Source organism: Arthrobacter sp. zg-Y919 (genome assembly GCF_030142045.1).
In the GTDB taxonomy this organism is placed as follows: domain Bacteria; phylum Actinomycetota; class Actinomycetes; order Actinomycetales; family Micrococcaceae; genus Arthrobacter_B.
The window spans coordinates 570,674-594,570 of the sequence record NZ_CP126242.1 but is presented as its reverse complement, the minus strand read 5'-3'; the positions used below and the strand labels follow the sequence as shown (position 1 = coordinate 594,570).

23 protein-coding genes are annotated in these 23,897 nt (G+C 66.7%); 12 read left to right on the top strand and 11 right to left on the bottom strand.

Features of this window, described 5'->3' with window-relative positions:
- The first annotated feature begins 116 nt into the window (after nt 1-116).
- Nucleotides 117-650, top strand: a complete 534-nt coding sequence (locus tag QNO10_RS02840) for a hypothetical protein (RefSeq protein WP_229949291.1) — start codon at nt 117-119, stop codon at nt 648-650.
- A gap of 258 nt (nt 651-908) precedes the next feature.
- On the opposite strand, the gene QNO10_RS02835 is transcribed toward QNO10_RS02840, so the two are convergent.
- A complete protein-coding gene (locus QNO10_RS02835) occupies nt 909-2,579 on the bottom strand; it encodes an FAD-binding dehydrogenase (RefSeq protein ID WP_229949289.1) in 1,671 nt (556 codons plus the stop codon).
- Between the two features lie 199 nt (nt 2,580-2,778).
- Here QNO10_RS02835 and QNO10_RS02830 point away from each other — a divergent pair, with 199 nt between their 5' ends.
- Nucleotides 2,779-2,922 carry a hypothetical protein gene (locus QNO10_RS02830; RefSeq protein ID WP_229949287.1) on the top strand — a complete coding sequence of 48 codons (144 nt, stop codon included), beginning with the start codon at nt 2,779-2,781 and terminating at the stop codon, nt 2,920-2,922.
- Between the two features lie 90 nt (nt 2,923-3,012).
- On the opposite strand, the gene QNO10_RS02825 is transcribed toward QNO10_RS02830, so the two are convergent.
- Nucleotides 3,013-3,246 (bottom strand): YegP family protein, encoded by a 234-nt coding sequence (locus QNO10_RS02825; RefSeq protein ID WP_229949286.1) that lies wholly within the window; start codon nt 3,244-3,246, stop codon nt 3,013-3,015.
- A 122-nt stretch (nt 3,247-3,368) separates the two neighbouring features.
- Between QNO10_RS02825 and QNO10_RS02820 the strand changes: the two genes are divergently transcribed.
- Genes QNO10_RS02820 through QNO10_RS02810 form a run of 3 tightly spaced genes read left to right on the top strand, consistent with a single transcriptional unit; the run spans nt 3,369 to nt 4,825 of the window.
- Nucleotides 3,369-3,875 carry a very short patch repair endonuclease gene (locus QNO10_RS02820; protein WP_229949284.1) on the top strand — a complete coding sequence of 169 codons (507 nt, stop codon included), beginning with the start codon at nt 3,369-3,371 and terminating at the stop codon, nt 3,873-3,875.
- Between the two features lie 11 nt (nt 3,876-3,886).
- On the top strand, nt 3,887-4,579 hold the full coding sequence (locus QNO10_RS02815; RefSeq protein ID WP_229949282.1) for an HAD family hydrolase: 693 nt from the start codon (nt 3,887-3,889) through the stop codon (nt 4,577-4,579).
- Between the two features lie 21 nt (nt 4,580-4,600).
- Nucleotides 4,601-4,825, top strand: coding sequence for a hypothetical protein (locus QNO10_RS02810; protein WP_229949280.1), 225 nt, complete (start codon nt 4,601-4,603; stop codon nt 4,823-4,825).
- Between the two features lie 5 nt (nt 4,826-4,830).
- Here QNO10_RS02810 and QNO10_RS02805 read toward each other — a convergent pair whose 3' ends face one another.
- Together QNO10_RS02805 and QNO10_RS02800 are read right to left on the bottom strand one after the other, a co-directional pair.
- Nucleotides 4,831-7,335, bottom strand: coding sequence for a Tex family protein (locus QNO10_RS02805; RefSeq protein WP_229949277.1), 2,505 nt, complete (start codon nt 7,333-7,335; stop codon nt 4,831-4,833).
- Between the two features lie 50 nt (nt 7,336-7,385).
- Nucleotides 7,386-7,679 carry a DUF503 domain-containing protein gene (locus QNO10_RS02800; protein ID WP_229949275.1) on the bottom strand — a complete coding sequence of 98 codons (294 nt, stop codon included), beginning with the start codon at nt 7,677-7,679 and terminating at the stop codon, nt 7,386-7,388.
- Between the two features lie 77 nt (nt 7,680-7,756).
- On the opposite strand from QNO10_RS02800, the gene QNO10_RS02795 reads away from it, so the two are divergent.
- The 5 genes from QNO10_RS02795 (at nt 7,757) to QNO10_RS02775 (ending at nt 12,248) form a co-directional block, all read left to right on the top strand.
- Entirely contained in the window at nt 7,757-8,245 is a 489-nt protein-coding gene (locus QNO10_RS02795) for a DUF2243 domain-containing protein (RefSeq protein ID WP_229949273.1), read from the top strand.
- Complete coding sequence (locus QNO10_RS02790; protein WP_229949271.1) at nt 8,238-9,020, top strand: cytochrome c oxidase assembly protein; 783 nt, start codon at nt 8,238-8,240, stop codon at nt 9,018-9,020. Before QNO10_RS02795 ends, QNO10_RS02790 begins: the two co-directional genes overlap by 8 nt.
- Nucleotides 9,021-9,149: 129 nt before the next feature.
- Nucleotides 9,150-10,361 carry a type III polyketide synthase gene (locus QNO10_RS02785; protein WP_229949269.1) on the top strand — a complete coding sequence of 404 codons (1,212 nt, stop codon included), beginning with the start codon at nt 9,150-9,152 and terminating at the stop codon, nt 10,359-10,361.
- Nucleotides 10,358-11,101 (top strand): class I SAM-dependent methyltransferase, encoded by a 744-nt coding sequence (locus tag QNO10_RS02780; protein WP_229949267.1) that lies wholly within the window; start codon nt 10,358-10,360, stop codon nt 11,099-11,101. Before QNO10_RS02785 ends, QNO10_RS02780 begins: the two co-directional genes overlap by 4 nt.
- Nucleotides 11,091-12,248, top strand: a complete 1,158-nt coding sequence (locus QNO10_RS02775; protein WP_229949265.1) for an FAD-dependent oxidoreductase — start codon at nt 11,091-11,093, stop codon at nt 12,246-12,248. Before QNO10_RS02780 ends, QNO10_RS02775 begins: the two co-directional genes overlap by 11 nt.
- Nucleotides 12,249-12,250: 2 nt before the next feature.
- Here the strand turns inward: QNO10_RS02775 and QNO10_RS02770 are convergent, their stop codons facing one another.
- From QNO10_RS02770 to speB, 5 genes are all read right to left on the bottom strand, one after another.
- On the bottom strand, nt 12,251-13,888 hold the full coding sequence (locus QNO10_RS02770) for an MDR family MFS transporter (RefSeq protein WP_229949733.1): 1,638 nt from the start codon (nt 13,886-13,888) through the stop codon (nt 12,251-12,253).
- A gap of 41 nt (nt 13,889-13,929) precedes the next feature.
- A complete protein-coding gene (locus tag QNO10_RS02765) occupies nt 13,930-14,442 on the bottom strand; it encodes a MarR family winged helix-turn-helix transcriptional regulator (RefSeq protein ID WP_229949263.1) in 513 nt (170 codons plus the stop codon).
- 88 nt (nt 14,443-14,530) lie between these two features.
- Entirely contained in the window at nt 14,531-14,809 is a 279-nt protein-coding gene (locus QNO10_RS02760) for an ACT domain-containing protein (RefSeq protein ID WP_229949261.1), read from the bottom strand.
- Nucleotides 14,802-16,475 carry a thiamine pyrophosphate-binding protein gene (locus QNO10_RS02755; RefSeq protein ID WP_229949260.1) on the bottom strand — a complete coding sequence of 558 codons (1,674 nt, stop codon included), beginning with the start codon at nt 16,473-16,475 and terminating at the stop codon, nt 14,802-14,804. The genes QNO10_RS02760 and QNO10_RS02755 overlap by 8 nt, the downstream gene beginning before the upstream one ends.
- The gene (gene speB, locus QNO10_RS02750) at nt 16,472-17,440 is read right to left on the bottom strand and encodes an agmatinase (RefSeq protein WP_229949259.1); all 969 of its coding nucleotides are present in this window, start codon (nt 17,438-17,440) and stop codon (nt 16,472-16,474) included. Before speB ends, QNO10_RS02755 begins: the two co-directional genes overlap by 4 nt.
- A gap of 124 nt (nt 17,441-17,564) precedes the next feature.
- Between speB and QNO10_RS02745 the strand changes: the two genes are divergently transcribed.
- Nucleotides 17,565-19,238: an FAD-dependent monooxygenase gene (locus tag QNO10_RS02745; RefSeq protein ID WP_229949257.1), complete on the top strand. Its 1,674-nt coding sequence runs from the start codon at nt 17,565-17,567 to the stop codon at nt 19,236-19,238.
- Between the two features lie 124 nt (nt 19,239-19,362).
- Here the strand turns inward: QNO10_RS02745 and QNO10_RS02740 are convergent, their stop codons facing one another.
- Nucleotides 19,363-20,529, bottom strand: coding sequence for an AI-2E family transporter (locus QNO10_RS02740; protein WP_229949255.1), 1,167 nt, complete (start codon nt 20,527-20,529; stop codon nt 19,363-19,365).
- Nucleotides 20,530-20,545: 16 nt separating this feature from the next.
- Nucleotides 20,546-22,327, bottom strand: coding sequence for a long-chain-fatty-acid--CoA ligase (locus QNO10_RS02735; RefSeq protein WP_283995888.1), 1,782 nt, complete (start codon nt 22,325-22,327; stop codon nt 20,546-20,548).
- A 334-nt stretch (nt 22,328-22,661) separates the two neighbouring features.
- On the opposite strand from QNO10_RS02735, the gene QNO10_RS02730 reads away from it, so the two are divergent.
- The gene (locus QNO10_RS02730) at nt 22,662-23,792 is read left to right on the top strand and encodes a VIT1/CCC1 transporter family protein (protein WP_229949253.1); all 1,131 of its coding nucleotides are present in this window, start codon (nt 22,662-22,664) and stop codon (nt 23,790-23,792) included.
- Nucleotides 23,793-23,897 lie beyond the last annotated feature (105 nt).

The window sequence follows — 23,897 nt, the reverse complement described above, 5'->3', positions numbered from 1 at the left end:
CAAATCTCCCCCGGAGTGTGGAAGTGCGAAGGCGGGGTTATGGCTAGGCTTGCCGGAAGACTTTCTTATTCGTCCTTCGTTGACGATATGTGGACTAAACCTTTAGGGAGAAATACATGAGCATGCCTCCGAATTACAACTACGGCGCCTACAGCAGCGGCCAGCCTGCAAATCCCCCCGCGGCACCGCAGCGTCCGGCCGCCGTCGAACGTGGGTTCTGGCTCCTGATTGCCTCCGCTGTGGCCAGTCTGCTCGGCCTGCTCCTGGCCCTCCCGGAGCTGACCTCGGATGAAACCCGCAGTGAACTGGCCCGCCAGAGCGGCCTGTCTGCGGCCGAGGTGGATACGGCAGTAACCATCGGCCTCGTCACGGCGATCACCATCGGCCTGGTCAGCGTGGCCGTCAGCGTGCTGTTCGCCATCTTCGCCCGCAAGGGCCACAACTGGGCGCGGATTGTCATCACCGTCTTCGCGGCCCTGTCCCTCCTCACCCTGATCGGCATCGACGGCTCGGCCGCGGGCATCCTCAGCCTTCTTTCCGTCCTGCTGACCGTCGCAGCTGTCGTCTTGTTCTTCACCAAGCCGGCCAGTGCTTTCTTTGCCCAGATGAAGCAGTACCGCCAGGCAAAAGCCCTGGGCTACGCCGGCTAGCAGCCAAAAACTCCGGCCCGTGACAGACGACGGCCGGGACGCCTTCGCGGCGTCCCGGCCGTCCTGTTTATGTTCGACGCCGTCTAATCTCGGCGGTCCTAGCGGGGCTGGGACAACCCGTGAGCCCCGCATCGCCGAGCGAGGAACGAGCGGGGAAGCAGCGAACCAGGGTTCCCTGACCGAGCCTGCGAGGCCAGGGTGGGTTCGCTGCGCTAAGGGGCGGCGGGCTGTCCCCTGCCCTGCTAGCCAGGCGACACTCTAGCCGGCCGCGGCGCGCCCGGCCGACCTGCCGCTGAACAGGCACCCGCCGAGGAACGTCCCCTCCAGCGAACGGTAGCCATGCATACCGCCGCCGCCGAATCCGGCGGCCTCGCCCGCGGCAAAGAGCCCGGGGACCGGAGCGCCGTCGTCTGCCAGGACCCGTGACTGCAGGTCCGTCTCCAGTCCGCCAAGCGTTTTGCGGGTCAGCACTGACAGCCGGACGGCGATCAGGGGGCCGGCCTTCGGGTCGAGGATGCGGTGTGGCGCCGCGGTGCGGATCAACCGGTCGCCCAGATAGGTACGGGCTCCGCGGATGGCGGTGACCTGGGAATCCTTCGTGAACGGGTTGCGGATCTCCCGGTCCCGGGCCTCCAGCTCCTGCCGCACCGCTTCAGCGGACAACACTGGCGCGTCCCCCTGCAGCGACGAGCCCTTGGCCAGCAGGTTCATGCCCGCCACGAGTTCCTCGACCGAATCCGCTGTAATGAAGTCCTCGCCGTGGTCCAGGAACGCCTGCACCGGTGCGGGCACTCCAGCCGTGGCCCGCTTCAGGACGTCCCGGAGGGATTTTCCGGTGAGGTCCGGATTCTGTTCCGAGCCGGAGAGCGCGAATTCCTTGCGGATGATCGCCTTGTTCAGAATGAACCAGCTGTAGTCGGAACCGGTGCGGCGCAGGTGGTCAAGGGTGCCGAGGGTATCGAATCCCGGGAACAACGGCACGGGCAACCGGTTTCCCGCCGCGTCCAGCCACAGCGAGGACGGACCGGGGAGGATCCGGATCCCGTGGTTCTTCCACACCGGGTCCCAGTTCCGGATTCCTTCCACGTAATGCCACATGCGGTCGGGGTTGATGACCCGCCCACCCGCGGCCTGGGCAATTCCAATACCCCTGCCGTCCACGTGCTCCGGCACACCGCTAAGCATGGTTGCCGGCGCCGAACCCAGGCGTCCGGGCCAGGACGCCCGGACGGCGTCGTGGTCTCCGCCGATACCTCCGGTGGTGAGCACCACCGCGGCGGCACTGAACTCAAAGTCCCCAACAACGTTCCGGCTGGACGCGGTGCCGCGGGCCGCCGTCGTGGGCTCCAGGATGCTGCCCCGCACCCCGGTCACGGCACCGCCGGTGAGGACCAGGTCATCAAGGCGATGGCGGAACGCGAAACGCACCAGCCCGCGTTCGACGCCGTCGCGCACCTTGGCCTCGAACGGTGCGGTGATCCCCGGCCCCGTACCCCAGGTGATGTGGAAGCGCGGAACCGAGTTGCCCGGCCCGGTGGCACCGTAGCCGCCGCGCTCCGCCCAGCCCACCACCGGGAACAGCCGGTGCCCCATCTGCTGCAGCCAGGCCCGCTTCTCTCCTGCCGCAAAATGCACATAGGCCTCGGCCCACCGGCGCGGCCAGAGGTCCTCGTCGCGGTCAAAACCCGCAGTGCCCAGCCAGTCCTGCCAGGCGAGGTCCACAGAGTCCTTCACCCGCAGCCGGCGCTGCTCCGGTGAATCCACGAGGAAAAGCCCACCGAAGGACCACCAGGCCTGGCCACCCAGGCTCTGGGCGCCCTCCTGTTCAACCAGGATCACCGAGCGCCCGGCGTCCACCAGCTCGGCGGTGGCCACCAGGCCGGCAAGTCCGGCACCAACAACAATGACGTCTGCGTCTTTGGGCTGCATCCGGCACACGCTACCGGCGCCGGCCGACCCTGGCCAGCAGCGTGCGCCAGGCGTGTCTGGGGTGTCTGCCCCGGCGGCGCCCGGAGGATCCGTCCAGGGCTTCTAGACTCGCGCCGGAGTTTCTAGACTGGAAGGCAGGGCCGCTCTGAAGGAGAACCGGCAAATGCCGGTGTCGGCTGGAAACGAATCGGAGATTCACATGAGTGAACAGGGTGCCAACGAGGAAAAGGACTCCAACCGGACCCATCCGCAGGAGCCTTCCGAAGGGACTACGGACGAGAAGGAGAACGCGCAGCGCGAGCACACCCAGGAGCCTGCCGAGGGCGGCGAAGACCAGTCCTGAGCCGGTTGGATTCACCTTCAACGCAGCCAGGCCTCCAGTTCCCCGAGGGGGAGCCGGAGGCCTGACCGATTGTTCGTGCACGTTGACTCGTCAGCCGGCTGCCGCCTTGCGGGCCGAGGTCCTGGCATCGCCCAGTACGTCCGAATCCCTGCTCTGGTCAACCACAGGACCCGTTCCTGCAATTTCCCGCAGCTGGGCAATTCCAGCCGCTGCTTCCTGCTTGGTTTCGAAAGTCGTGGATACCGCCATCAGCGTTCCGTCGCCGGCGATGAGCTTAATGCGGTAGCCCTCATGGGCGTCAACCAGCTTGAAATAGCCCGACATCTCTTACCTCCTTGTAAGGGTCGTATCAGTGGTTTCAATAGTAAGTCACCTTACGAGTCCGCAGACCCCTCCGGGCAAAATCAGGCACCGTGAGATGCAATTGTGATCTCTAGACTGGACCCATGGCCGATACCGTCACGCCGGAACAGCGCAGCCGCAACATGTCCCGCATCCGGGGCAAGAACACCAAACCCGAACTGCTGATCCGCAGCATCCTCCACGCCGCGGGGTACCGTTTCCGGCTGCACGGCTCTTTTGGGAAGGCCCCGCTTCCGGGAAAGCCCGACCTCGTTTTCGCCGGGCGCCGGAAAGTCCTCTTCGTCAACGGGTGCTTCTGGCATTTCCACTCATGCCTGGCAGGACAGCGGGCACCAAAAACCAATAGCGGGTTTTGGGCCGCGAAACGCAACCGGACCGTCGAGCGGGATGCTGCCGCCCAGGCACGGTTGGAAGCGGAAGGCTGGGACGTCCTGGTGGTCTGGGAATGCGAGCTAAAAGACCGCAGCCTCCTCGAGCAGCAGCTGCGGACCTTCCTGGGCCCGCCCGGGCGCGTTCCCTCAGTACCGGCACCGCTGGCGGTACCGCCGCCACTAGACTCGGAACCAGATATCAGCACCAATCAAGACTGAGGCGGCACACCATGAGCAGTTCGGGCAACGGCAAGCGGGGCGTACTTTTCGATGTGGACGGCACCCTGGTGGATTCCAACTACCTGCACGCCGTCGCGTGGTGGCAGGCCTTCCGCCGGATGGAGCACGACGTCCCGATGTCCGCCATCCACCGTGCCATCGGCATGGGCGGAGACAAGCTCGTGGAGCACCTCCTGGGCGAGGACCGCAACAAAGACGAGGACGAACAGCTCGATGCTACGCACGGCGCCATCTTTTCCACGTGGTGGCCGTCGCTGCGGTCCTTCGACGGTGCCAGCGAACTGCTGAAAGCCTGCTCGGGCAAGGACCTCGAAGTGGTCCTCGCATCCTCTGCTTCCGGTGCGGAGCTGGAGTTCCTACGCACCGTGATTGAAGCCGAATCCGCCATCACCGGTGCCACCAGCTCCTCAGACGCCGAGGCCAGCAAACCGTCACCGGACATCCTCGAGGCTGCCCTGGAAGCCGGCGGCCTCGAGGCTGCCAACACGGTGTTCGTGGGTGACTCGGTCTGGGACATCAAGGCTGCCGCGAAGCTCTCCATTCCCACCATCGGCGTGACCTGCGGCGGCACCAGCGAAGCCGAACTGCGCGAGGCCGGCGCCGAGGAAGTCTACGAAAACCCCCGGACCCTTCTTGCGGCCCTGGACACCAGCCTGCTGGGCGCACTCATCAACCGAAGCTAGGCATCACCGAGAGGATCCCCCGTGACCACTGAACCCACCGGACCTGCCAACGACGCCGACGATCCGCTCGGCCCCAGCGCTCCGCAGCCCGGACCCACGGGTGAACCCCGCAAGCCGGGCAGCGCTTCACATTCGGCCGGCAACATCCGCGATGACCAGGGAACGTCCCCTGCCGGAACTGTTCCCGCCGCCCCCGAGAAGGCTGACGAAGCCGCCGAGGCCGGGAGCCCGGCAGACTCCGACTAGGGGAGTTACTTCAGCAACCCGGCCGCACGCAGCGCGTCCGCCATCGCTCCGGCGGGCGCGTTGGATGCGGGTGTATTGGGTGAGGTGGCTTTAGATGCGGGCGAGCCGGACCGGGGAGCACCGGATTTCCCACCGGATGCCGGCACCCTGGCAGCACCGGGCTTTTTGGCGTTGGGCTTCGCCGCGTCTCGATGCGCCGAGTCAGGCTTCGCCGCCTTCGGCTTGCCAGCTCCCGGCTTGCCTGCACCCGGCTTGCCTGCGCCAGCCTTCGGTCCGCCGGACCGCCCACCCGGCTCGGCGGCGTCGTCGTCAAGGCGAAGCGTGAGCGAAATCCGCTTCCGCTCCGGGTCCGCCTCCATCACCTTGACCTTCACTACCTGGCCGGAGCGGACCACCTCGCGCGGGTCCGAAATGAACGTGTGCGACATGGCGGAGATGTGTACCAGTCCGTCCTGGTGCACTCCCACGTCCACGAATGCCCCGAAGGCAGCAACGTTGGTGACCACGCCGTCGAGCACCATTCCGGGGTGCAGATCGGCGATCTTTTCGATCCCCTCCGAGAAGGTCGCCGTTTCGAACGCCGGCCGCGGATCCCGCCCGGGCTTGCGGAGCTCGGCAATGATGTCCAGGACGGTGGGCAGGCCCACGTGCTCGTCCACGAACGCAGCCGGATCCACCCCGTCCAGGACGGCACCGGAGGAGCTCATGGTTTCCCCGGCCGCCGCGAGGACCTTCCGGGCAATCGGGTAGGACTCCGGGTGCACGCTGGTACCGTCCAGCGGCTCCGTTCCCGCACTGACGCGCAGGAACCCGGCACACTGTTCAAAGGCCTTGGCCCCCAGCCGCGGCACCTTCAGCAGGTCCTGCCGCCGGGTAAACCGTCCATTCGCGTTGCGGTAGGCCACGATGTTTTCACTCAGCAGCGGACCGACGCCGGCCACCCGGGACAGAAGCGACGGGGAGGCGGTGTTGACGTCCACCCCCACGGCATTCACACAGTCCTCAATCACGGCGTCCAGCGAGCGCTCCAGCTTCGCCGGTGTCACGTCATGCTGGTATTGCCCCACTCCGATCGACTTCGGATCGATCTTGACCAGTTCCGCCAGGGGATCCTGCAGCCGCCGGGCAATGGATACCGCGCCGCGCAGGGAGACATCCAACCCGGGAAGTTCGGCGGAGGCGAGAGCCGAGGCGGAATAGACGGACGCACCGGCTTCGGACACCACCAGCTTGCGCACCGACCCGCCGGGCACCAGCCGGATCAGCTCCGCGGCCAGCTTGTCCGTTTCCCGGGACGCGGTGCCGTTGCCGATCGCGATCAGTTCCACCCCATGTTCCTTCACCAGCTCCGCCAGCGTAGCCAGGGCGTCGTCCCAGCGTCGCATGGGTGCGTGCGGGTAGACCGTATCGGTGGCCACCACCTTGCCGGTACCGTCCACCACCGCCACCTTCACACCCGTCCGGAGCCCTGGATCCAGTCCGAGGGTGGCCCGGTTTCCCGCCGGGGCGGCGAGCAGGACATCGCGCAGGTTGGCGGCGAAAACCCGCACAGCCTCGGTTTCCGCGTCGGTGAAGAGCCGGACGCGCAGGTCCACCGCGAGTTTGGCGAGGATCCGGCGCCAGGCGAGCTGCACTGTCTGCATCAACCAGGCATCGGCGGGCCGGCCACGCTCGGCCACCCCCAGACGGGCAGCGACGGAGCGTTCGTATCGGGCACGGGCGGCGGCAAGGGCCTCGGCATCCGCCGGATCGCCCTCGGTCAGCGCCAGTTCCAGCATGCCCTCCTTCTCGCCGCGGAACAGTGCCAGGACGCGGTGCGAGGGCATGCCGGCGGGTGACTGGGAAAAATCGTAGTAGTCGGTGAATTTACGCCCTTCGGCTTCCTTCCCCGGACGTACCTGCGAGCGCATCCGTCCCTGCCGCCAGAGCTTCTCGCGCTGCTCGGTCAACAGGTCTGCGTCCTGGGACACCCGTTCAATCAGGATGGCCCGCGCTCCGGCGAGCGCTTCGGCCGCGTCCGGAACGCCGTCGCGCACGTACCGCGCAGCTTCGGCTTCCGGAGAATGCCGGGGGTCGGCCAGCAGCGTATCCGCGAGCGGTTCCAGGCCTGCTTCGCGGGCAATCTGTGCCTTCGTCCGCCGCTTGCTCCGGTAGGGCAGGTAGATATCCTCCAGCCGGGACTTGGTCTCGGCGCCGACGACGGCGGCCCGCAGCTCTTTCGTCAGCTTCCCCTGGGCATCAATCGCCTCGAGGATGACCCGCCGGCGGTCCTGCAGTTCGCGCAGGTACCGCAGCCGTTCATCCAGGTCCCGCAGCTGGGCGTCATCCAGCGTGCCGGTGACCTCCTTCCGGTACCGGGCAATAAACGGAACCGTGGCGCCGCCGTCGAGCAGCTCCACCGCGGCCCGGACCTGCCAGGGCGCTACCCCCAGTTCGGCGGCCAGTTGGGCGATCACCTGCTCATCGGTGGATCCGGAAAGGTTGACGGGTTCTACGGCGCTAAGACTCACGCGCCCAATTGTTCCCCATTTCTCCGACCGATGTCAGCCGGACGGAGCGCCTAGTCCTCCCCGGTGAAGAGTTGACGCCGGACGCTCAACAGTTCCACTTCGGGGCGGCCGGCCACGAGCCGTTCCGCGGCGTCGAGCACGTCCACCACATGGGAGCGGTCCGCCGCCACGAGCCCAACCCCAATCCCGGACCGGCGGTGCAGGTCCAAAGAACCAACCTCGGCAGCGGAAACGTCGAACTTACGCCGCAGTTCGGCAAGGATCGGCCGGACCACCGACCGTTTGCCTTTGAGGGAGTGCACGTCTCCCAGCAGCAGGTCCAGTTCAAGTGCGCCTATCCACATGCACCCCATCCTTGCCGGGGAGTCCGCTCCTGTCACGCGGGCCTGCGGCGGGACGGCACCGGTGTTATGTTCGAAGAATGAGCTCTACCCTCCGCACGCGCCGCTCTCCGCGCCTGCGTAACCTGGTTTCCGGCCTGCTGTTTGGCATTGGGCTGGCTGCCTTCGTTGATGAAGTGATCTTCCACCAGCTTCTCCAGTGGCACCATTTCTACGACCGCTCCACTACCTCCGTCGGGCTGTTTTCGGACGGTCTGTTCCATGCCTTCGGCTGGTTTGCCGTCGTAGCCGGTCTCTTCCTGTTCGCAGATCTGCGCCGGTGGCACGAGACCCTCTGGCAGCGCTGGATTGGCGGGGTCCTGCTGGGCGCCGGAGTTTTCCAGCTTTACGACGGGACGGTGCAGCACAAGCTGCTCGGACTGCACCAGATCCGCTACGAGGTGGACCTGCTGGCCTATGACACGGTCTGGAACGTGATTGCCGGTCTGCTGATTCTTGCCGGTGCATGGCTCACCTGCCGCACCCGCACTGCTGTTCCTCGGGAACGGGAAACCCCCGCCGATGCATAGCCACGGCGGCGGCGACTTTCCCGCAGAGTCGTTGTTCTTCATTCCCGCCGTGGTGGCTGTGGTCGCTTACTGGGCCGGCGCCCTCTCACCGCGTTCCGGGCGGTGGCCCTGGTACCGGACTGCGTTATTCACCCTGGGCGTGGCCGCCGTACTCGCCACGGTCCTGAACCCGTTGGCACGACTCGCCCACGAAGATTTCGCCGTGCTGAGCCTGTCCCACCTCCTGGCCGGGATGCTCTCCCCACTGCTGCTGGTGCTCTCGAGGCCGTTCACCCTGGCGCTGCGCACACTCGATGTTTTTCCGGCACGCCGCCTCTCCCGCCTGCTGCGCAGCAGGTTTGCCCGGTTCCTGTCCTTCCCGGTTACCGCCGCGCTGCTGAACACCGGCGGCATGATCCTGATGTTCCGCACCGGGCTGCTGCAGTCCATGCAGGAATCCATGCCCGTGCACTGGCTGGTGACCCTGCATCTGTTGGCGGCCGGCTATCTGTTCACCGCCTCCATGGTGGGACGGGACCCCTCTCCACACCGGTCCGGATACCGGTTGCGGGCAGCGGTGCTGGTGCTTTCCATCGCCGCGCACAATATCCTCGCCAAGAGCATTTACGCCGATCCGCCTCCCGGGATTTCCGCCGCGGCCGCGGAACAGGGTGCGCTGGTCATGTACTACGGCGGCGGGGTCCTGGAACTGGCCCTGATCGTCCTGTTGTGCCGGCAGTGGTATGCGTCGGCGCGGCCGCGGGGCCGGGTGGCATCCACCGCTTCCCCTCACTAGGTATGCCCAGTTGCCGGGGCGACCGGCAACCGGTTTCCCTGCCGGGGTTCCGGAAAACCAGTGGCTCAAGGCAACTTTCCAGCAACCGTTGCCATTGTGCAGAGCGTTGCCCTCCCCCAACAATGGACTATGACGGTTACCCTGAGGTCCCTGGAAACTGCGATCCCTCCAACAGTCCTGGTGCAGTCCGAAGTCCGTGACACCTTCGTGGCCCAGCCCGGCCTGACCCGCCTGGGTCAGCGGCTGGTGCGCACCTGCTTCGATTCCGCGGCCATCGACACCCGCCGCACGGCCCTGGCCGAGCTCTCCCTGACGGACACCTCGGAACATCCCCTCTTCTACGACGCCCGCAGCGGCCTGCTGCTGCGGCCAAGCACCAAGACCCGGAACGACATCTTTGCCGTGGAGGCCACCAAGCTCTTCATCGAAGCAGCGTCAAAGGCGCTGGCTGCCTGCACCGGCATCAACGCGGCGGACATAACGCACGTCATCACGGTCTCCTGCACCGGCTTCTTCAACCCGGGCCCGGACTACAAAGTCACCCGTGCCCTCGGGCTGAATCCCTCGGTCCAGCGCTACCACCTGGGGTTTATGGGCTGCTACGCCGCCTTCCCGGCCATGCGGGCCGCGAAATCCTTCTGTGAAGCCGACCCCCGCGCCGTCGTCCTGGTGGTCAGCGCGGAGCTGTGCTCCCTACACGTCCGCACCTCCAACGATCCCGATGCCATCCTGGGGTCCTCGCTCTTCGCCGATGGTGCGGCCGCCGCCGTCATCACCGCCCGCGACGACCTGCCCGACGCCGGTCCGGCCATCCAGCTGGACCATTTCGAAACGGTCCTGACCCCCGTCGGCGAGGAAGCCATGGCCTGGAACATTGGCGATGAAGGCTTCGAGATGGTCCTGGGCACCTACGTCCCCCACATCATCGACGACCACATCGTGGGCGCACTGGCTCCCCTGCTGGCCCACGACGAGTCGGTGAGCGTCCACCCCTACCGGGACATTGGGCACTGGGCCATCCACCCCGGGGGCCGCGCCATCCTGGACAAGGTGGAGGCAAAACTCGAACTCAGTGCACAGCAGCTGGGGCCGGCCCGGGAAACCCTGCGCACGGTGGGAAACATGAGCAGCGCCACCGTCCTGTTTGTGCTCAAGTACATCCTGGAGCAGCCGTTCACCGGCGGCAATGAGCGGATCTGCTCCATGGCCTTCGGTCCCGGCCTCACCGTGGAAACCGGTCTGTTCACCCGGGTCGGCGGCCCGGTCCAGCCGGCGGCCGCGGCAACGGAACAGGCGGCGGTGCCGGGAGGCCAGGTGGAGCCCGCGGGTGTTCCCGCATGACAGCCGTTTTCCCCTCCCTTTCCACCCGGGCCCTCGACGCCGTGGAGGAAATGGACCGGCCCGACGCGGATCTCCTGCGCCTCGAGCGCACCTACGCGCAGTTCTGGCTGATCAATGCCGTGGTTTCGGGGTGGCGGCGCAACTATGTCCGCTACCTCCGTCCGCTGTTCAGGCAGGACGGCGGCGGCACCCTGCTGGACGTCGGCTCCGGTGGAGGGGATGTCCCCCGCTGCATCGCCCGCTGGTCCCGGCGGGATGGGCTAGCCGTGGAGATCACCGCGATTGACCCGGACCCGAGGGCGCATACGTTTGCCTCCTCGCGTCCACCGATGCCGGGACTGACCTTCCGCCGGGCGTTCAGCGGGGATCTGGTGGCCGAGGGACGGTCCTACGACGCGGTGATTTCCAACCACATGCTCCACCATCTGGCTCCGAAGGAACTGCGGGGGCTGCTGGCCGACTCGGAGCTGCTGGGACGGAAACTGTGCCTGCACAGCGACATTCAGCGCAGCCGGTGGGCCTATGCCCTGTTCTCCGTCGGGACGCTGCCGTTCTTCCCCGGCTCGTTCATCCGGGCAGACGGCCTGACCTCCATCCGCCGCAGTTACACGGCTTCGGAACTCGCGGCGGTGACACCGCCGGGCTGGCAGGGACTGCAGCAGAAGCCGTGGCAGAACCTGCTTCTTTACCGGCCGCCGGTTCCTGCGCGGACCCCCACGGGCCAGTTCGATGCCGGCTGATCTTCCGCGCCGCAGCACCGACGTCGTGGTGGCGGGCGGCGGCCCTGTCGGCCTGTACCTGGCCTGCCTGCTGCTGCAGGCAGGGGTGTCCGTCCAGGTCCTGGAACAGCGGCCGAGCCGCAGCAGCCATTCCCGGGCGATCGGGGTCCATCCGCCCGCCCTGGAGTCCCTGGCCCAGGCCGGCATTGGCGATGCCATGATCCGCGAAGGCGTCCGCATCACCCACGGGGAAGCCCGCAGTGCGGGGCGGACCGTGGCCCGCCTGGACTTCGCGGCGGCGTCGGACCGTTACCCCTTTGTCCTTACCCTGCCCCAGGTCCGTACCGAACATCTGCTGGAGGAGCGGCTGCGTGCCCTGGATCCCGGCGCGCTGGTCCGGGGCAGCAAGGTCGAATCCTTTGACGACCTCGGGTCCTCCGTCCGTGTGTACGGGACCAGCGAGGGACAGCCCTTCATCACCCAGGCGGCCCTCCTGGTGGCGGCCGACGGCGCGCGGTCAGGCATCCGGTCCGCACTGGGCACCCGCTGGTCCGCACGCGATCTGCCGGACACCTACGTGATGGGCGATTACCCGGACGGTACCGGCGACGGGGCGCTGGCGGTGCTCTACCTGGAGCCGGAGGGGATCGTGGAGTCGTTTCCGTTGCCCGGCGGGCTGCGCCGGTGGGTGGCGCATACCGGCGCCCTGCCGCAGGAAGCGACCGCCGCCGGCCTCGCGCAGCTGGTCCGCAGGCGGACCGGGCACCGCCTGGACGTGGCCGGAAATTCCATGCTCAGCGCCTTCGGTGTCCGGATTGGCCGGGCGCACCACTTGGTGCACGGACGTACGGTCCTGATCGGGGACGCGGCCCACCAGATCAGTCCGATCGGCGGCCAGGGAATGAACCTTGGCTGGCTGGACGCGGCCGCCGTGGCACCGCTTATTGCCGCGTCCCTGCACGGGAAACCGATGGGCCGGGCGCTTCAGGACTTCGAACGGCGGCGGCGGCGCGGCGCCGTTGTGGCCTCGGCGCAGGCACGCGCCAACATGGTGCTGGGCCGGCCGCTGCCTCAAAGAGCAATGGCCCTGCGCAACGCCGGGCTGGAACGGATGTTCCGGGTCCCGGCGTTGGGCGGGGCCGTGGCACGGCGTTTCACCATGCAGTAGGGCTATTTCGAGCTGCTGCCGTTCCGCGAGCCGGTGCTGTCGGTGAGAACCGGTGCTACCGGATCCACGGTGGACATGGCGCCGGTGTGCAGCATTTCCGCGCCGCCGGTGAGGCCGGGCTCAAGCGGGTTGGCCGACGTCGGCTTGATGTCCAAAGTCCGGCGCAGCGCCTGCTCCTTGATGAACAGCACCGCGACCAGGGCGATGACCGCAACGGCAGCGGCGATCTTGAAGATATCCGCCGTACCCTCCGCATAGGCGATCCGGAAGAACATCTGGACTGCCGGCGGAAGCTCTCCGATGTCCAGCGTGGCGGTGGTGCCGCCTGCGTTGGTGGGCATACCGGCCTTGTCCAGTTCCTCCGTGACGCGGCGGCTGACCGAGCTGGAGAGCACTGCGCCGAGGACCGAGACGCCGATGGCGCCGCCGACGGTGCGGAAGAAGGCAACGGAGGCGCTGGCGGAACCGACATCCGTGACCTTGACCGTGTTCTGCACGGCCAGCACCAAGTTCTGCATCAGCAGGCCCATACCGATGCCCAGGATGAAGATGAACAGGCTGACGAGGACCATGTCGGTTTCGTGGTCGATGAAGCCGGCCAGTCCCGTCCCGAGGATCACCAGGATGGTGCCGATAATCAGGAAGCGCTTCCACTTGCCGAAGCGGGTGATGAGCAGGCCGGATCCCACGGAACCGAGCAGGTTGCCGGCAATCATGGGCAGCATCAGGAGTCCGGCCTCGGTGGGGGTGAAGCCGCGCGCCAGCTGGAAGTACTGGCCCAGGAACGTGGTGGAGCCGAACATGGCGATACCCACGGCTACGGAAGCCAGGATGGCCAGGGCGGTGGTCCGCTGGCTGATGATCTTCAGCGGAATGATCGGTTCGGAGACCTTTGCCTCCACCAGCACCAGCAGGGCCAGCAGGACTAGGGATCCGCCCACCATGGCGGCCGTTTCCCAGGACCACCATTCGTAGTAGTCGGGCTTGCCTGCGAAAGAGACCCAGATCAGGAGCAGGGAGACACCTGCGGTGAGCAGGATGGAACCGAGCCAGTCGATTTTCGCGGGGCGGCGTACGTGTTCCAGGCGCAGGGTGACCTGCAGCAGGATCAGGGCGACGACGGCGAGCGGAACGCAGAGGAAGAAGGTCCAGCGCCAGCCCAGCGGACTGTCGACGATGAACCCGCCCAGCAGCGGGCCGCCGGCTGTGGCCACGGCCATGACGGCACCCATGTAGCCGGAGTACCGGCCGCGTTCCCGCGGCGGAATGATGGAACCGATGATCGCCTGGGCCAGTGCGGTCAGGCCGCCCATGCCCAGTCCCTGGATGACGCGTGCGGTCAGCAGCAGGTCCATGGAATGGGAAAAACCTGCGAGGACGGAACCGGCAACAAAGATCACGATGCTCAGCTGCACCAGCAGCTTCTTGTTGAACAGGTCCGCGAGCTTGCCCCAGATGGGTGTGCTCACCGCGTTGGCCAGCAGGGCTGCCGTGACCACCCAGGCGAAGTCCGTCTGGGTTCCGTGCAGGTCGGCCATGATCGTGGGCAGGGCATTGGCCACGATGGTGGTGCTCAGCATCGCCGTGAACAATGCGGCCAGCAGGCCGGTCAGGGCCTGCAGGATCTGGCGGTGGCTCATCTCGCCGGGAATATGTTTCTTCCGGACAGTCTTGGTCTCGGTCACTTAGCTGTTTGCTCCTGTGGATAGGATTCGGAGGTTTCCGGCGTCTGCCCGGGGGTTCCGGGTGCGCGGCGGATAGACGTAAAAAGCGAGTCGGAGAGCGACCCGATGGTTTCTGCGGCAAGCCGGGCCTGGTCCTCGGACCAGGCGGCGAGCGCTTCCTGCAGCACGGCTGCCCGGTTTTTCATGGCGTCGTGAAGAACCGACTCCCCCAGTTCGGACAGGCTGATGAGGTAGGCGCGGCGGTCCTGGGGGTGCGGGCGGCGCCGGACGTAACCGAGTTCTTCGAGTTCGGCGACGTGGCGGCTGAGGCCAGCGGGGCCGATGCCGAGTTTGGCGGCAAGCTCGGTTGCCCGCAGCTCACCGTCTTCGCCGATCATCCGCATCACTCCCTGCAGTGCCACGCCGGGTCCACCGTGGTCGGCACTGTGTTGGGTGACGCACCGCAGCGTTCGCTGCAGGGCGAAGATCTTCCGGATCAGATCATCCGCCGTTTCCTGTTGCATAGGCATGGGGATGGTCTCCGGGGGTGTTGGGTACTGATAGTTGACCTAGGCAACTATACGCGGAAATTTGCCTAGGTCAACTAACTAAACAGTCCTAGCGAAGCGTGTGGCCTGCCGCCTGCAGTACGTCGCGGGCCTGGCCGTACTGCGGCGCGGGAACCATGAGGATGTCGCCGTCGAAAGTCGAAACGACGAACACCGGGCAGCCGGCGGCTGAGAGCGGTGCAACCAGGGAGGTCACCACACCGGTCAGCCCGAACGGAATTGGACCGGAGGCATAAAACGCGGCCCACATTCCGTCAATTTCGGCGTCCGCCGGGGCAACCGCAGCGGCGGGCGCGTCGGGGTCCGCCCCCCAATCCCCGTCAGACAAGATGCGTGGGAGCGAAGAGCCCTATCCTCGCTTCAACCACAACCACATTGGGCCCCTCGGCAGTGAAGGACTCCTCCAAGGCAGGGCGGATGTCCACGGGGGCGCAGCGCCGGGCCGGCACGCCGAATGATTCCGCAAGCTTCACGAAGTCCGGACGGGCCAGCTCCGTGGCCGTGGCCTTGCCGAAGGCGTCCTCCATGTATTCGCGAAGGATGCCGTAGCCGCCGTCGTCGACAATCAGCCAGGTCACCGGAAGGTTATGCTGCCGGGCCGTGGCCAGTTCGGCAATGGAGTACATGGCCGACCCGTCGCCGGACACGGCGAGCACCCGCTCCCCCAGGCCCACCGCACCTCCGATCGCCCCCGGGTAGCCGTAACCCAGGCCGCCGGCTCCCTGGGCGGAGTGGAACCGGCCTGCCTTCGAGTCCCAGCAGCTCCACGCCCAGTAGGCGGCGATGGTCATGTCCCAGTAGGTCTGCATACCGTCCGGCACTGCGGCTCGGATGTCCGCCATAAAGCGGCGCTCCATGTCGAGGTCCTGGGCATCCAGCCGGGCCTGTACCCGTGCCAGTGCACCGGCCACCAGCTCCTCGGCGCCCTGCCCGTGCCAGTCGGGGAGGCGTTCCGCCGGCCGGAGGACCTCGTCGAGGGCATCCAGCGCCTGCCGGGCGTCGGCACGGATACCGAGGGCGGGACGGTTCGATTCCAGGACGCGGGGTTCGGCGTCGATCTGGATGATCCGGCCGCGGGGTGCCATCGTGAAGTAATTGGACGTCACTTCCCCCAGCGACGAACCGATGACCACCAGGACATCGGCATCCTCGAGCACCTCCGTCATATACCGGTCTTCCATCCAGGCCTGCAGTGATAGCCGATGGTTCCAGGGGAAGGCGCCGTTGCCGCCCGGCGTCGAGATGACCGGCGCGTGCAGTTTCTCCGCAATCGATAGCAGCGGGGCCTCGGCGCCGCTGCGGCGCACCCCTCCCCCGGCGATCACCGCCGGACGCCGCGCTGCTTCCAGCCAGCGCACGGCCTCCTTGACCAGCTCGCTGCGCGGCGGATTGTCGAACGGCTCCGCGAGCGCGTCTTCCACCGCGGGAACCAGCACGGGGTGAAGCAGCACGTTCTGCGGAATCTCGATCCAGACCGGTCCCGCAGGCGAGGAAATGGCCTCGGTCCAGGCATCCTGGATGGCCGAAGGGATACCGGAGGCATGCTGGATGAGCCGCTGGCTCTTGGTGACATTCGCTGCCGAGGCCTTCTGGTCATCCAGCTGGTGCAGCATCCCCCGGCGCCGCGCGCCCAGCCCGTCCAGGGGGATCTGGCTGGCGACCACGATCATCGGCACCCCGGTGGCATAGGCCTCCTGCAGTCCGGACAGGGCGGTCAGGGCGCCGGGGCCGGTGGAGAGGAAGAGCACCCCCACCTGTCCCGTGGCCCGGGAGAAGCCGTCGGCCGCAAACGCGGAGTTGTTTTCCACCCGGGAGGAGATGAAATCGAGCCGGGAACGGGACAGTGCGTCAAAGAGCCCCAGCGCGTGCTGGCCGGGAATGCCGAAAACCTTGCTGGCACCGAGGGCTTCAAGTGTTTCCACCACCAGGTCTCCGCCGTTACGGACGGGGCCTGTCCCGGAGAAGGCATCGGAGGCGCTGGACTCACCGCTCATGCGGACAGTCCCATCAGGGTGATCAGGTCGTAGGCAACATGCGAGGCGGCCACCGCGGTAATGTCCGCATGGTCATAGGCCGGGGCAACCTCGACGACGTCGGCGCCCACCAGGTTCAGCCCACGCAGCCCGCGCAGGATCTCCAACAGCTCGCGGCTGGTGATGCCGCCGGCCTCCGGGGTGCCGGTCCCCGGGGCGTGTGCCGGGTCCAGGACGTCGATGTCCACGGAGATGTACAGCGGCCGGGTGCCGATGCGGTCGCGCAGCTTCGCCACGACCTCGTCCACGCCCTGCCGGAAAACGTCGGAGGAGGTGAGGATGCCGAAACCGAAACGCCGGTCATCCGCCAGGTCCTTCTTCCCATAGAGCGGGCCACGGGTGCCCACATGGGACATGGCGTCCGTGTCCAGGATGCCTTCCTCGACCGCCCGGCGGAACGGCGTGCCGTGTGTGTAGGCGGCACCGAAGTAGGTGTCCCAGGTGTCCAGGTGCGCGTCGAAGTGCAGCAGTGCCACCGGGGACCCGGCCCGTTCGGCCGCCGCGCGCAGCAGGGGCAGGGCGATGGTGTGGTCCCCACCCAGAGTCAGCAGCTTGGTGCCGTGTCCGGTCAGACCCAGGGCGTTCTGCTGCACTGTGTCGATGGCTTCACTGATGTTAAAGGGATTCACTGCCATGTCCCCGGCATCGGCCACCTGCAGGTTTTCGAACGGCGACGCGTCCAGCGCCGGGTGATACGGACGCAGCAGCCGGCTGGCTTCCCGGACGTGGTTGCCGCCGAACCGCGCCCCGGGACGATAGGACACTCCGCTGTCGAACGGCACCCCCACCACGGCAACGTCCGCCCGTTCCACCTGGTCCAGGCGGGGCAGCCGGGCGAATGTGGCTGCCCCGGCGTACCGCGGGACCTGTGCGGCATCCACCGGCCCCAAGCGGCCGTTGGCGTTCACGCGGGGAGTCTCATCCATGGGCGCTGTCTCCGGATCCAGGGCGGGCATCGTCGTCCGCCGTCGGGGGGTTACGTGGGGTAACCAGAGGTGTAGTCGAAAGCTAAAGTGGAACTGCGGTTGGGGTCAAGACTAGGCTGAGGGCATGGCGGCCCACGATAACAGCGAAGACCCTAACTACGACGTCGATGTCCTGATCGTGGGTGCCGGGCCTACGGGCCTGGCTCTGGCCGCCCAGCTGGCAGCGTTCGGCGCCAGTTTCCGCATTATTGACCGGCGGCAGACGCCGGGCACCGAATCGCGGGCCATCGCCATCCAGCCGCGCACCCTGGAAGCACTGCGGCCCTTCGGGATCAGCGGCGAGCTGGTGTCCGCCGGGCGGCCCGCCCGCGAACTGCACCTCCATCTGCCGGAGGAAACGCTGGAAGTCGATCTCTTCGACACCGGACTCGAGGACTCCGCCTTCCAGCAGCTGCTGTTCCTGTCCCAGACGGAAACCGAACGCATCCTCACCCAGCATCTGCTTTCCCGCCGGGTACGCATCGAACGCGGTGCCGAGCTCCAGGACCTTGAACGCCTGGATCCCGAGGATCCGTTTGCCGGTATGGAAGCCAAGATCCAGCGGATGGACCGGGGCATCGAGCGTATCCGTGCCCGCTATGTGGTTGGGGCAGACGGTGCCGAGAGCACCGTCCGGGCCAAGGCCGGCATGGATTGGCGTGGCGGAGCCTACCCCGAGACTTTCATCCTGGCGGACGTCGAAATCGAGGGTGCGGAGCCGGACGCCGTGCACTCCTACCCCACCGAGGACGGCTTCCTTTTCCTGTTCCCGCTCGGCGGCACCGCCACATGGCGGATGATCTCCATCAAACCGCCGCACAAACCCGCTAACCTCGAAACACTGCAGGGACTGGCCGACACCTTTGCGCATGGCGCCCTCAAGGTGCACGACCCGCGCTGGATCAGCACCTTCCGCCTGTCGCATCAGATGGCCGAATACTTCCAGCGGGGTTCCGTCTTCCTGGCCGGGGACGCCGCCCATGTCCACTCCCCCGTTGCCGCACAGGGGATGAATACTGGGATCCAGGATGCCTTGAACCTGGGCTGGAAACTCGCGCTTGGCGCCCGTGGCCTCGCCAGCGATGAATTGGTCGACAGCTACCACGCCGAGCGCCGGCCGGTGGACCAGGAAGTCGTGTCCTCGACGGACCGCATTTTCCGGCTGGCCACCAGCCGCAACGGGCTGAAGAAACTCCCCCGCACCAAACTCCTGCCGGCACTGGCCCCGAAGGCCATGGGCTGGGACGGACTCCGCGCTCGGCTCTTCCGGACCATGGCCCAGCTGAACGTCAACTACCGCGGCAGCAGCATTGTCGAATCCGGGCCCTCCCACCGGCCGGCGCTCCTGGCCAGCGGACCGCAGCCGGGTGACCGCCTGCCCGACGCCGATGTGATTTACCAGGACCGGGAACGCCGCCTGCAGGACCTGGTGTCCATGCCGGGCTTCTCCGTCCTGCTCACCGGCCCCGGCTGGCCCCAGGACGCGGTTCCCCAGCTCCATGCCGCTCTGCCCGGGCTCGCCGGTCTGCTTAATGTCCAGTACCTCACCGTTGGCAGCAGCCTGATTGCCAACGCTCCGGGCATCATCAAGGACGTCAGCGGCCTGGCGTTCCACCGGCTGGGCTTGAGCTCCCGCCGGGCCGAACTCCTGGTCATCCGTCCGGACGGCTATGTAGGCTACCGGTCCTCCGGGCGGGATATCACCGGAGCCGTGGACTACCTGCAGCGACTGACCAGCGGACCTGCCGCCGGGGTGTAGGCAGCCCAGCCCTGTCACCGCCGTCCCACGCTCTGCGGGACCTGGTCAGCCGGAGGGAAAAGCGGAGGCCGGCACCTCATCCGTCGAAGCGGATGAGGTGCCGGCCCCTTGGAAGTCCCGTACTTTACTTGTCGAGGGATTCCATTTCGGGCTGGTCCTTGGGGTCCGGGATCTCCTTCGCGTCGAGATCCTCGCCGTCGTCCTCCCCGGTCCAGACCTTGATGACGGCCCAGCCGACGGCGGCAATCGGGACAGCCAGGATGGCGCCGACAATGCCGGCCAGGATGGTTCCGGCGGTCAGGGCGAGCAGGATCACCAGGGCGTGGATGCTCAGGGACTTGCCCATCACCACCGGCTGCAGGAAGTTGCCCTCGAGCTGGTTGACCGCAATGATCACAATGATCACAATCAGGGCCACCACCGGCCCGTTGGCCACCAACGCGATCAGGGCGGCGAAGACACCGGCCGCCGTGGCACCGACCAGCGGGATGAAGGAACCAACAAAAACAATCACCGTCAGGGGCAGTGCCAGCGGAACCTGCAGGATGAACAGCGCCGCACCGATGCACACCGAATCAACCAGCGCCACAATGGCCGTGCCGCGGACGTAGCCGCCGAGGACCTCCATCACTCGGAAGCCGGAGAGCCGGGCCTTGTCCCGCCGGTCACCGGCGGGGAACAGCCGCAGGAAGAACGCCCAGATACGGTCGCCGTCCTTGAGGAAGTAGAACAGCACTACGGCCATCAGCAGGAATCCGGTAGCGAACGAGGTCGCGGCGGAGATACCGGCAATGGCACCGCTGCTGACCGTGCTGCTGGTCGCGAAGTCGATCACGCTGTCGCGTGCATTGCCGAGCATCTCGTCATCCACGGGAAGCGGCCCGTTGAGCACGAAGTCATAGAGCTTGTCGAAGCCCGCGACGGCCTGGTCCACCAGGTCGTCCCATTCGCTGCGGATAGCGAACGCGATCCCGGTTATCAGGCCACCGAAGATGGCGAGCAGGAGCAGGAAGGACAATCCCGTGGCCAGGGCACTGGGCCAGCCCTTGCGGCGCAGCCAGTTCACGAACGGCGCAATCGCCGCCCCCAGGATCAGCGCCAGGAGCACCGGGATCACCACCAGGGTGACCTGGAGCAGCCCGTAGACCGTGACCGAGACCAGCAGCAGGATCAGCAGGATCTGGGCTGAACGCTGCCCGGCATGGCCGAGGGCACCACTCCAATAGCGGCCGGGTCTCGCATGCTCCGGTTCGGTGTGCCGTTCGGCCCTGTCGGGGCTTGATGCGCTCATGTTCGCTCTTTCCTGCTCAGGGTTTGGTCTGGAGGGTTGGGGAAATCTTCTCGGCGGCGCCGTCAGCGCCCGGTCCGGCACCGTTGTCCTGCAGGCTGTCGCGGACATGCCGGCGCAGCACCTTGCCAATCAGGGACTTGGGCAGCTCCTGGATCTCCACGATCCGGCGGGGAACCTTGTAGGCGGCCAATTCCTTGCGCACGAAGGCGCGCAGCTCTTCGGCGTTGAAGCGGGATCCTGCCTTGGGGACCACCGCGGCCACTACGTCTTCCCCGCCGCCGGAGCGGAGCAGGCCGACGACGGCGACGTCGTCCACGGACTCGTGGCGCTTCAGGGCATTTTCCACCTCGGACGGGGAAACGTTGAAGCCGCCCGTAATGATCAGCTCCTTGATCCGGTCGACAATGGTGACGAAGTCATCCTCATCCACCGTGACAATGTCACCGGTCCGGAACCAGCCGCCGTCGAGCAGTACCGCCTCGGTTTCGCGGGGCTTGTTCCAATAGCCCTGAAAAACCTGGGGTCCCTTGATCAGCAGTTCTCCGCGGTTTCCCTTGGGCACCTCAACGGTGGGGTGTTCGGGGTCCACCACCCGGATGTCGACCATCGGGAAGGGAACGCCCACCGTTCCCGGCTTCCTCGACGCCGCAAAGGGGTTACCCAGGGAAATCGGCGACGTTTCGGTGAGGCCGTAGCCTTCGATCAGGAGCCCGCCGGTGGCCTTTTCCCACAGCTCCACCGTCCGGGGCGGAAGGTTCATGCCACCGGAAATGGCGGCGTGGACACCCTGAAGGGAAATACCCCGTTCCGCCGCTCCTGCTGCCAAACGCTCATAGATGGGCGGCACGGCGGGCAGGAAGGTGGCGGGTGTCTTCTTCATCGCCTTGAGCGTCATATCGACGTCGAACTTGGGGAACAGCACAATCCGGGCGCCCAGGCTGATGGCGGTGGTGAGGCACAGTGTCAGTCCGTAGGCGTGGAACATGGGCAGCACGGCGTAGAAGGTTTCGTGACCGGGCTTCAGCCCGGGGACCCAGGCGCGCCCCTGTGCCGCGTTGGCCACGAGGTTCGCGTGCGTGAGCATCGCGCCCTTGGGATCGGCGGTGGTGCCGCTCGTGTACTGGATGGCCGCCAGATCTTCGGGTTCAGGCCGGGGGTGGCGGCTGCGCAGCGGACGGTTGTCCAGCAGGTCCTGCCAGCGGACCAGTTTCCGCGGGCGGCGGGGCGGGTGTTTGGCAGCCGAGAGGGCTGCCCGCGCCTCCCGCAGCGCCGGGACGGGAAGCTTCAAGGCCAGCCGGTTCACCAGCGGCATGGCCGGGATCAGTTCCACGGAGACAATGGTCCGGACCGGGATGTCTGCGGGAAGCTTTTGGATGTTCTCCACGATCTTGTCCCAGACGATCGCCACAGTGGCGCCATGGTCCTCGAACTGGTGGCGGAGTTCACGGTCCGTATAGAGGGGGTTGTGTTCCACCACCACTGCGCCTAGGCGCAGCACTGCGTAGAACGCCACCACATGCTGGGGCGAGTTGGGCAGCGCGAGCGCCACCCGGTCGCCTTTACGGACACCGAGCTTCAACAATCCCGCCGCGGCACGGCGGATCTGGTCTCCCAATTCCCCATAGGAAGTGGTGGCACCGAAGAACTGCAGGGCGGGCTTGGACCGGTGGTTGCGGACGGACCTCTCCACGACGTCGACGAGGGATTCGTCCGGAAGGGTAAAGCCTTCCAGTACTCCCTCGCTGTAGTGGCGGGTCCACGGGCGGTTCGGATCCGGAAGAGGGTAGTTTTTGCTCACGAAATGACTTTAGCGCCTGCCCGTCATTGACTTAAGCCAGCACGTCCCCGCCTCCAACCGCGCCCCGGCGGATCCGCCGATCCGACCGGCGGATTCGACTACACTGGGACACGCGAAGGGGAGTAGCTCCGGCGGGACCATGAGCGTGACTATTTGAGTGACGATACGAGTCCATTCCAAGCCGAGGCCTGTCGACATACTGGACGCTGCGGCGTCCCGGCAGTCCACCCGCCGGCACCAGCCGCGGGCGAGCGAGACCTTCGGTCAGAAGAGCTGTGTTTAAGCTGTGTTCAAACTGACCGGATTCCCCTTTCCGGTCCCTGTCAGGAGTACCGTGAACCCCCAATCCCTGCCGGAGCCCGCATCCAGCGACTCCAGCGTGCCGACCCCTGCCGAGATAAAGCGCTGGCGGCAATACCTTGCCGATGAGCAGGCGGAAGCGGCAACCTACCGGTATCTGGCCGAACGCCGCGACGGCGAGGAACGCGACATCCTGCTCGCGCTGGCCGAGGCGGAGGGCCGCCATGAAGCGTACTGGCGCACACTGCTGGGCGACGACGCCGGACGCAGGACACGCGCTTCCTTCCGTAACCGTCTCCTCGGGCTGCTCGCCCGGCGCTTTGGCTCCGTGTTCGTCCTGGCGTTGGCGCAGCGTGCCGAGAGCCGCTCCCCCTACGCCCATGATCCCCATGTCCCCAGCGCCATGGCCGCCGATGAACAGATCCACGAGGAAGTGATCCGCGGACTCGCGACCCGGGGGCGGACCCGCCTGTCGGGAAACTTCCGCGCGGCGGTGTTCGGGGCCAATGACGGGCTGGTCAGCAATCTGGCCCTCATTATGGGCATTGGGGCCACAGGGGTATCCAGTACATTCATCCTGATCAGCGGCCTGGCCGGCCTGCTGTCCGGGGCGTTGTCCATGGGTGCGGGAGAGTATGTCTCGGTCCGGTCCCAGCGTGAGCTGCTGGATGCGTCCCGTCCCACCCAGATCACGCTTTCGGCTGCGAAATCGCTGGACATCGATGCCAACGAGCTGGTGCTGGTCTACCGAGCGCGCGGCATGACGCGGGAGGCCGCCGAACACCGTGCTGCCGAGCGGATGGGTCTCTACAGCTGCGACTGCGATCCTAGCTTCTCCCTTAACCCCGAAGCCGACGCGGACACCACACGCGATGAACACGAATCCGTCGGGACGGGCCTCGGGGCTGCGGCGTCCAGCTTCTGCTTCTTCGCATCCGGCGCCGTCATTCCCGTCCTCCCCTACCTGTTCGGCCTGACGGGGATGACCGCCGTCGTCCTTTCCTGCGTCCTGGTGGGACTGGCGCTGCTGACCACCGGCACCGTCGTCGGCCTGCTCTCGGGTGGCTCCCCGCTGAAGCGCGCGCTGCGCCAGCTGGCGATCGGATTCGGCGCTGCTGCCGCCACATATCTGCTGGGAATGCTCTTCGGAACAACCGCGCTCTAGGCCCCGTGGAGCCTAAAAGCCAATTTGACTTGGCGTGCCGCAGGCCGCGAGTCTGGAAGCAACACACTTGCGAATTATGTAAAGGGACGCAGAAGCACGGCAGCG